This is a genomic window from Labrys sp. 22185, assembly GCF_052045555.1.
GTDB classification, from domain to species: Bacteria; Pseudomonadota; Alphaproteobacteria; order Rhizobiales; family Labraceae; genus Labrys; species Labrys neptuniae.
The window spans coordinates 1-8,810 of sequence record NZ_JBQEPH010000050.1; the positions used below are offsets into that span (position 1 = coordinate 1).

General features: G+C 53.9%; 4 protein-coding genes and 5 pseudogenes. 8 read left to right on the forward strand and 1 reads right to left on the reverse strand.

Features of this window, described 5'->3' with window-relative positions; all coding sequences use genetic code 11:
- The 7 genes and pseudogenes from ACTJKX_RS35480 to ACTJKX_RS35510 form a co-directional block, all read left to right on the forward strand.
- A partial coding sequence (locus tag ACTJKX_RS35480; protein WP_440728203.1) for a transposase occupies positions 1-414 on the forward strand: 414 nt, incomplete at its 5' end.
- A gap of 16 nt (positions 415-430) precedes the next feature.
- A pseudogene (locus tag ACTJKX_RS35485) lies at positions 431-646 on the forward strand (integrase core domain-containing protein); the annotation flags it as partial.
- A gap of 39 nt (positions 647-685) precedes the next feature.
- Positions 686-820, forward strand: a pseudogene (locus tag ACTJKX_RS35490) (IS630 family transposase); the annotation flags it as partial.
- 1,155 nt (positions 821-1,975) lie between these two features.
- Complete coding sequence (locus ACTJKX_RS35495; protein WP_440728204.1) at positions 1,976-3,061, forward strand: LacI family DNA-binding transcriptional regulator; 1,086 nt, start codon at positions 1,976-1,978, stop codon at positions 3,059-3,061.
- A gap of 690 nt (positions 3,062-3,751) precedes the next feature.
- Positions 3,752-4,474: a helix-turn-helix transcriptional regulator gene (locus ACTJKX_RS35500; protein WP_440728205.1), complete on the forward strand. Its 723-nt coding sequence runs from the start codon at positions 3,752-3,754 to the stop codon at positions 4,472-4,474.
- Between the two features lie 784 nt (positions 4,475-5,258).
- Positions 5,259-5,459: pseudogene (locus tag ACTJKX_RS35505) on the forward strand (helix-turn-helix domain-containing protein); the annotation flags it as partial.
- Positions 5,436-5,799 (forward strand): annotated as a pseudogene (locus ACTJKX_RS35510) (IS66 family transposase); the annotation flags it as partial. The pseudogenes ACTJKX_RS35505 and ACTJKX_RS35510, both read left to right, overlap by 24 nt.
- A gap of 517 nt (positions 5,800-6,316) precedes the next feature.
- Here the strand turns inward: ACTJKX_RS35510 and ACTJKX_RS35515 are convergent.
- Positions 6,317-7,567, reverse strand: coding sequence for a hypothetical protein (locus ACTJKX_RS35515; RefSeq protein ID WP_440728206.1), 1,251 nt, complete (start codon positions 7,565-7,567; stop codon positions 6,317-6,319).
- A gap of 184 nt (positions 7,568-7,751) precedes the next feature.
- On the opposite strand from ACTJKX_RS35515, the pseudogene ACTJKX_RS35520 reads away from it, so the two are divergent.
- Positions 7,752-8,810 (forward strand): annotated as a pseudogene (locus ACTJKX_RS35520) (IS3 family transposase); the annotation flags it as partial.

Below are 8,810 nucleotides of genomic sequence, written 5' to 3' on the forward strand. Positions count from 1 at the left end.
ATCCACGAGCAGGAGCTCGAGCGCATGGTTCGAGAAAAAGCGCCGAAACTTATGAAAGCGCATGGCATCTCGACAATGACCATGGCCGAAATGCTGATCCTTGTCGGCGACAATCCTGAGCGCATCAAATCCGAAGCAGCCCTCGCAAAGCTATGTGGCGTATGTCCCATCCCAGCCTCAAGCGGCAAGACAAACCGCATGCGCCTGAACCGTGGCGGAAACCGACAGGCTAATGCCGCCCTTTACCGCGTGGCTATCGTTCGGCTGCGGGATCACGCAACCACGAAAGCTTACGCGGTCAGGCGGAGAGCGGAAGGCAAAACACCTCGAGAAATCGTGCGCTGCGTGAAGCGATACATCGTCCGTGAAATTTACCGCCATCTCTGCGTGCCAGGCGCCCACCGTCCCGCTTGACAGATATAGGAGCTTCAATGCTCTGGCTGAGACGATCAATGGACTCTACAAGAGCGAGGTGATCCATCGCCGGGGATCGTGGAAATCCATGGAAGCCGTCGAGTTCGCCACTCTCGAATGGGTCGATTGGTTCAACAATCGACGCCTCCTCGAGCCGATCGGCAATATTCCCCCTGCAGAAGCCGAGGCAAACTACTACGCTGCCATGGATGCCATGCCGGAAGCCGCGTAATTTGAGACAACTAGCCTCCGACAAATCCGGGGCGGTTCAAACATTTGGCAATATCTGCGCGCCAACTGGCTCTCAAATCGCGTGCTTGAAAGCTATGACGACATCATCGACGCAGCTTGTGATGCCTGAAACGAGCTCGTCGCCTTGCCGCAGCTTATAACCTCAATTGGCTGACGCGAATGGGCTCACATCGGGCACGCTTAACCGCCGTTGGTATAAGTAAGGCCTGGCAGCCAGACAATCGCGCTGAAGGATATCAGGTGAGCGTTCGCTGATGAAGCGCCGATGGCAGCCAAGTCATGTTGAAACCGCCGGCACAGTTTAAAGATCGCGATAGCGGGAGAGGGGGCTGTCACGGACCTCTTGCAGCACCCATCCTTTGAGGCGTTCGACCATGCCGTTTGTGCGGGGTGGGCAAGGGCGGGTCTTCGGGGCCTCCTCACGTCGTTACGGCAGGCTTCCTCGAAGCTTCTGGCCGTGAAACAAAAGCCTCGGTCAGTCAGAAAATGGATGATCCGGAATGGGAAGGTTGCCGGCGCCTTGTCAAGAAAGGCGGTTGCTGAGCTTGTTGCCTCGTCGTTCTTGAGCACTGGATGCACGAAGCAAGAGGCGTGATCGATGGCGATATAGAGATAGAATTTGCTTGTAACACCATCTCGTTCGCGTAGCTCGGGCAGGTGGGTCATGTCGTATGCACACAACTGCAGCCCCTGAAGTTGCCATATCTCGTCGGTGCGTTGTGGAGGCGCAAGTCGGTTGAGTTCTTCCGCCTCGATAATGCGGTAGACTGAGTTGCGGTTCCGCTGCGGCAGGACATGAGTGAGAATGAATGTCAGGCCGGCGAGCGCGCGCCGGTGGCCTGGTGCCCGCCAATGAACGGGGCCAGCGGAAGTTTCCTAAACGTAAGATTAAGGAACAGGCCCAGGCGAAAAGGCGAAGGGCTGAGCTTCATCTGGTATGTCAGCGAGCTATCCTCCGCAGCCTGCTCAGTTCACGGGTGCTCTCGTCGGTTTAAATTTAATCTCTTGACAGCGGGATGGGGGGCGGTTAATCCTTTAACTAATAAGAAATTTTGCTTAAGGAAAAACGTGGCGTTCGCCGGGGCGAAACGGATGCTTAACCGCTTGCGGTACTAGTTTGTGGCAATAAGGCTACCGAAATGGTGAGTAATTGGCATAACCCATTGTGCGTGATCGTGATATTCCGGTTGGGTTGTGCTGAGGTGCGCGAGATTGTCGCTACCGGCTTCTTTAAGCGAGTGTCATGTCCTAGCTGTCTGCACAGCGAGACGACAGGTTCTTAATAGTTCCGGTATGATTAACCTTCACAATGTCCAGTAATATGAAGCGTTCAAGCAAGAACAGTGTCGGGTTGGCAGATGTAGCGCTCGCAGCGGGCGTCTCGACCGCAACTGTCAGTCTGGCTCTTCAGGAAGGCTCACGGATTTCAGCCTCGACACGTGAACGGGTGCGCTTGGCTATCGAGCAGACTGGCTATCGATATAACAGGGCAGCAGCCAAATTACGAACTGGGCAGTCTTTTACGGTCGGCCTTCTGATCACGGATATTGCCAATCCTTACTTCGCCGCCCTTGCTGCAGGAGCGGAAACCGTACTCGATGAGCGTGGCTACATGACCTTCCTGCTAAACTCCAATGATATTGGCGACAGGCAGGCCAGGCAGCTCAACAAGCTCATGGAACACGGGGTCGACGGGGTCCTGCTAAGTCCGGCTGACGGCACCGATCTGACCACCGTTCAGTATCTCGTTGATCATGGTGTTCCTGTCGTGCAGGTCTCGCGCTGGGTCGAAGGCCTTTCGTGTGATGTTGTTCAACCTGACAACGCCGCGCTCGCGGCTGAGGCCACACGTCATCTCATCGCGCTCGGTCATCGCCGCATCGCTTTCCTTGGCGGGACCCCATCCCGCTCCGCCCGCGTTGAACGACTGGAAGGTTATACGAGGGCGCTTGCGGAAGCTGGGATCGCCTACGATCCCGAGTTGACGCCCACAGGCCCCCCGACACGGGCAAGTGGCTCGATACTTCTTCGGCATGTTGTTGGTGGCACCATCCCCCCGACTGCGGCTTTGTGTTACCACGATCTCATGGCGCTTGGGGCATTGCAGGCGGCGCGGGAACTTGGGCTGCGGGTCGGTGAGGACTTCGCGATCATCGGATTTGACGATATCGCAGAGGCCGCCATTTGCGATCCACCACTCACGACTGTGCATATTGATGCCGAAAGCATCGGTCGTTCCGCAGCACAGCACCTGCTCGCGCGGTTAGAAGGCAGTGTAGGGCCAGCCAGCCGCACCATTATCCCTGCGCATCTGGTCATGCGCGGCTCCTGCGGAAGCCATCGGTTCTCGTCGCTGCCTGGTGCGGGCAGCGACACACCCGGCAAAAGGCAATAATCGGTGGAGACAGATGTTCGGCCTTGAAAATGAAAGTGCCGTATTGGGATCAGGTTTTCGATGCTCTTGGTGCCAGTGTAGCGCGTTGCCGCACATGTCGACGCCGGGGAAGACAAAATCGCTTACCGGGTTCTTTGGTTGATAAGTCGTTCCCGCTGTCCCTGGTCGGGAGTTTGGAACACGCAAACGAATGAGGCGAAACAGGTTGTTCAGGTCAGAGTTCATTCTCGAGGCCATGATGCCATGCCCGGAGATGCTGTATCGCGTGGTCCCCGACGGCTTGGTACAGCGGGCTCGGGATACTCCATATTTCGTCGTCTTCGGTGATGCGGGTGTAGATCACCGCGATCCACCAAGCCGGTATCCACTTTCTCTGAGAGGTATCACTGGGTAGTTGCCGTAACGTTTGTGAAGGGCGTGAGCGTTTCACAAAAATCAGCGTACGAACTATTGGTCTTTGTGATACGAATGTTTACATCGTTAGTTACGAAAACGGCCAAAAAATTTATTTTCCGGAAAGTGATGTTTATCAATTTGATGAATTTATAAACTTTCATAATCTTTTTTATCGGCTGAATTTAAACCTAATCTATGCTACATGTCGTTTAAATCTTATTTCTCGGTAAATGCATCGCCAAATAGCGAGGTTTTGACATGGCAGGGATTGGGGAATCTTATCTGGAATCTTCGATGAATAAATCATCAATTCCGGGACGGCACAGGGAGGTATCGGAGTGTGGTCCCGGTGTATACGTGGGCGATAAGCCTGAAAATTCGGTAAACGAAAACGAAATTCCCGAAATTGTTGTATTTTGTAAGTATAATTTGTTGCGCGGCATTTTAGTGAGACTGCTCACCGCCTCTGGTGTTTCGCCTGTAATTCGCGGGTACGAGTCAAAGGATGAATTGATCGTTGACTCTCACGATAATAATTCGGTTGTATTGGTTTGTGATTTTGGAAGTGACGGGGTTCCCAGTTCACTTGAGCGCAATATGGAAATTATCAATGATAGCGTATCAAGCCCCAAGATGATTGTCATTTCGGATGCTGGAGAGCACTCTTACATCAGTAGAGCTTTCGAATTGGGTGCAAAGGGATTTATTGGCCCCGGTACGAGCGTTGATATCGCACTTGCGGCGATCAACTTGGTGTGGGCTGGTGGGGAATTCCTCCCAGCCCACAGTTTGAGCCAGCCGTTTGGCGGGCGGGCGACGGCCGGCAAAAAAACACTCGCTCGAAACGGGTTGAGTCCTCGCGAAGTTGAAATCGTAGATTACCTCCGAGCCGGGCATAGAAATAAAGAAATATCATATATTCTCAACATTAAGGAAAGTACGGTCGCAGTCCACATACGAAATATCATACAGAAGCTCAATGTCGAAAACCGCATGGATCTCATCAGGGCCAGTTGACAGACCAGATTCCGAAATCGCTTCGCGACCAATTTAACGCCTCCTTTCTGAGCAGGCACCTTTGGTGCGGGTTAATCTGACGGACGGGGAATGGCTGCCGGTCGAGTTAGGCCGATAAACCCGTCGAGCAGAAGATAGCAGTCGCTGTGTGAGCGGCACGTGCAACGTGTCGGGTATGCTTGGCGCGACAGGCACGAACGCTGCGGCAAATGGGACTCCGCCAGTGTCCGGTTTCAGTCCGGGCTTGAGAAGGCGCGCGCCTCCTGCTGTCAATGACGGCAAGAGCAGCAAACTTTGCTGGCGCTAGGCTTGGCGGTTTGAGACGTTGTGCATTCTGTGCTCGGGATCCCGACGACACGACGGGAGGGCGCATATGCCAATCAAGAAGGACAGTTTGAACTCAGCCATTGGCAGTAATCCGAAGAACGTATCTTTCGAAGAACCATGGCGTGCGGGACGAGCCGAAAGAAGCGTTGGCCGAGCTCGCATTGAATAGTGGGCTTGAGGAGAAAGCCTCGCATGCAAGGTGAACCCTTGCAACGGCTTTTTATGAAAAGACCGACGCTGGCTCAGAGGCTGAAGCGGAATTTGCGGATCCGGCATGCCGTAGCCGTCGTTTCGGTCCAAAGTTGATTATCCGCTATCACCGCCGCTTTCGCGGTTCGACACTAAAATCATCTCGGTATATGCACGCGGTATGATACCAACGGGTGGGATTTCCGACTCACGGGGGATTCTGCAAATCATCCTGATCTGATTGCCTGGGGTGCGGGGGGTATCGCGCATGCCATCAGCGGTGAAGATAAGAACCGATTTGACGCCAGCCGAGCTTCGGCGGCTGGCAGCCAGTTCCAAACACGCCAACCAGAGCCGTCGGCTGTTGGCGCTTGCCGCGGTGCTGGAGGGGCGAAGCCGGGAAGAGGCAGTGCGGATTGGCGGCATGGACCGACAGACCCTGCGCGATTGGGTTCATCGCTTCTCCGCCAGCTTCAACGCCATCCTTCAAGTCGATGGATACACAGCCTATACCAGCCTGGCCAAGGCACGGGTCAAGTTCGGCACCAATCAGGCGATCAAGCTCGCCGTGCGCTGGGCGCATCTGAGGCGAAAGTTCTACGATCTGCACATCAGCGGCGTCTCGCAGGCTGCGACCGATACGATCCTCGCCATGAGCGCGCTGTGTTAGGTCGAGGATGAGGTTCGCGGCCACAATGCCGAAACCAGAGTGGCGCTACGGCAGGAAAAGTCCGCGGCTATCGTCGCCGGCCTCTTCGGCCTGTGGGAGAAGGAACTGCGCATTGAGCGGCAGAAGCAGCCGGGCCGAGCCAGCGGCTCACTACGGAGGATAGGCTTCCATAGCTGAGGCATCAGCGTTGCCGCTCAATCAGGGAAGATGACGATGTGGCTTATGCCGCTATGCATCTCGTTTGAAATGAAAACGACCCGGAGATCCTGGCAGATCTCGATCCGAGTCCAATTCATAGTCTGACGATAACGGAGGTCGGGCTTCGGTCCAGCCTCCACCTGGAGAATATAGAGCAAATTACCCGTTGTGCCAATGTGGGAGAGCTGCGAAGTGTCCGGCGGCTGTTGGCCGCACGTTGGGGGTGTAAGCCCAAAGCCGCGAAGTTGCTCACCATCGTTACATATCAAAGACTTCCGGTTAGGCGTGAACTCGCGTGCAAGAATGTCAACCTCTTGATTTTCCAAGAAACCCGGGAACTTCGAGGGTTTGGGCTTACTACCCCTAATTACGAGGGGCACGTCGATGGTAGGCTCCACCAATAGGAAGATTTCTTCCTATTGGTGGAGTATTGGTGTAAAAATCAATGCCGGACCAAGTTATTCACCTTTTCCCGCACTTCCAATCGACAGGGCCAGATATCCGGGCAGTGCGCGACGGGTTCCGTCAAGTTGATAAGCAGGAGTACACACAAAGTTCTTGGCAATTCCAGTAGGAAAGTCGTTGTCTACAGGTGATCCGCAGCTATATATACTCGAATCTTTTTCGTTTATGTTAGGTATTTTTGAGTTTATTCCAGCCCACGTAACCGCGTCTTTTTGAACACCCAAGACAGCGGACCCGCCTCCGTCCAATTCAAGAGCTTTTGAAGCCCCAAGCGCGGAGAATATATCTCTCAGATCGCCTCTTGATATCCCGGCACCGCCGTATCCTGCCTGCAAGATATATAGTTGATCCTTATCAATATTATACCCTATACCTATTCTCGTCGTCTGTAAAATGCCTGCATCTGGGCCGTCACCCGAATCAAGCTCTTCAGAATTGAGCCGTGGTAGTAATTCTGCGCCGGAGAATGCCACAAGCTCTTGTTTTCCCTCCTTTATGGTTGTTTCTATGCTTTCAATAGCTGGTGGTTGGGCATCATTTGAATTCCCATCGGATATATTGAATTGAACTCTATCAGTATTTTTATCTACTATGAGCATGCTCTGCAGGGCCGTTTTTGTCCCGTCTTTTCTTGAAAAATAATAATCTCCGTACGCAAATGCGTGCGGTTGGTTTGCCGCATCATTCCACCTGCCTGAATGTGAATCGTAGTATATGCCAAGGGGAGTGGAGCACTTGGATTTTTGCCAAGTTATATATTGATTATTTTTGAGTTGAGTATTTATATCAAAATAGTTTACATTTAGAATTATAGTAGGGTCTATTTCGTTAATGTTCCTAAAATTATTGATTGCAACATGGGGGCGCGCTATTTCCATAGTCTGTGGCATGCCTTGCCGAGATCTAACATCATCTTTTTCGCAGTAATCCGATCTATTAACGGATAATGTGGCTTTAATGGCTGGAGAATTATTTGATATGAGAGATGCGTTTGTCACTATAATCAATAAACTTCTTATATTTGTTAAATCTGAATATCCTCCATCTTTGTTCTTCTTTGTAAGATAGACTTTGTCTCCATCTGTTTCGTATACTATTATTTTCTTTTTTCCATCTACAGAATGATCAGCAATTGCTTTATTAATCTTGTCTATACCCGCGGGGGCGGCGCGGCAATAATTAACATTTATACCGTAAAATATGGCGATTGAGGTCAGTGCCAGCGTATATTGTGACATCTTCATTTGTATATCTCCGTACGGGTTTCAGTATTGTGAGTATCTCACGCCTCCGCAGGGTACGGTATACCGCACTTTTGACGTAGCGTCACGATGGCCGGCAAGCGGGTAAGGCTGCCAGCCGGGCTGACCTGCCACTGAGATTTTCCTCCACTCGGAGTTAGAGGCCGGCCCTGACGAGGACGGACTGATGAAGCGAGCAAGGTTCACGGAGGAACAGATCATTGCGGTGCTGAAGGAGCACGAGGCAGGAGCGAAGGCCGTCGACCTCGCCCGCAAGCACGGCGTCTCGGAGGCGACTCTCTACAACTGGAAGGCCAAGTTCGGCGGCATGGACGTCTCCGAGGCCAAGCGGCTGAAGCAACTCGAGGATGTCGCAACAAACTCCAAGGAGTTTGTGCTGTGAACGCCAAGCTGAAGAAACTCCTGGCCGAGCAGATGCTGGATGCAGCCGCGATGCGTGAGCTTCTATCAAAAAATGGTAGGGCCCGCCGTGCAGCGCGACGCCGTCGCGCATCTGCGGGCCGTGATGGGCCTGTCGGAACGTCGGGCCTGCAGTATCGTCGGCGCAGATCGGAAGATGGTCCGATACCGCTCGCGCCGCCCGCCGGACACCGAGCTTCGTACCCGGCTGCGCGATCTCGCCAACGAGCGGCGGCGCTTCGGCTATAGGCGGCTGTTTATCCTGCTGCGGCGGGAGGGGGAACCGTCGGGCGTCAATCGCATCCATCGGCTCTACCGTGAGGAAGGACTGTCGGTGCGCAAGCGCCGCGCTCGCCGCAAGGCCGTGGGAGCGCGTGCACCGATCCTGGTCGAAGCGAAGCCGAATGCGCGCTGGTCCACGGACTTCGTCGACGACCAGTTCGCGAACGGGCGCCGCTTCCGCATCCTAAACATCGTCGATGACGTGACGAAGCAATGCTTCGGAGCGATCCCGGACACTTCGATCTCGGGCCGACGCGTGGCGCGTGAGTTGACCGCGATCATCGAGCGGTATGGCAAGCCGGGCATGATCGTCAGCGATCACGCCACGGAATATACCTGCAATGCCATGCTGGCCTGGTGCCGCGACAATGGCGTCGACTGGCACTTCATCGCGCCAGGGAAGCCGATGCAGAACGGCTTCGTCGAAAGCTTCAATGGCCGTATGCGAGATGATCTGCTCAACGAGACGCTGTTCTTCGACCTCGACGATGCCCGAGCCAAGATCGCGGCCTGGGTCTTCGACTTCAACACCGCGCGCCCGCAT

Excerpts from the sequence above, each read along its gene's own strand:
- ACTJKX_RS35495 (WP_440728204.1), top strand. The coding sequence starts at position 1,976 with ATGTCCAGTAATATGAAGCGTTCAAGCAAGAACAGTGTCGGGTTGGCA.
- ACTJKX_RS35500 (WP_440728205.1), top strand. The coding sequence starts at position 3,752 with ATGAATAAATCATCAATTCCGGGACGGCACAGGGAGGTATCGGAGTGT.
- ACTJKX_RS35515 (WP_440728206.1), bottom strand. The coding sequence starts at position 7,567 with ATGAAGATGTCACAATATACGCTGGCACTGACCTCAATCGCCATATTT.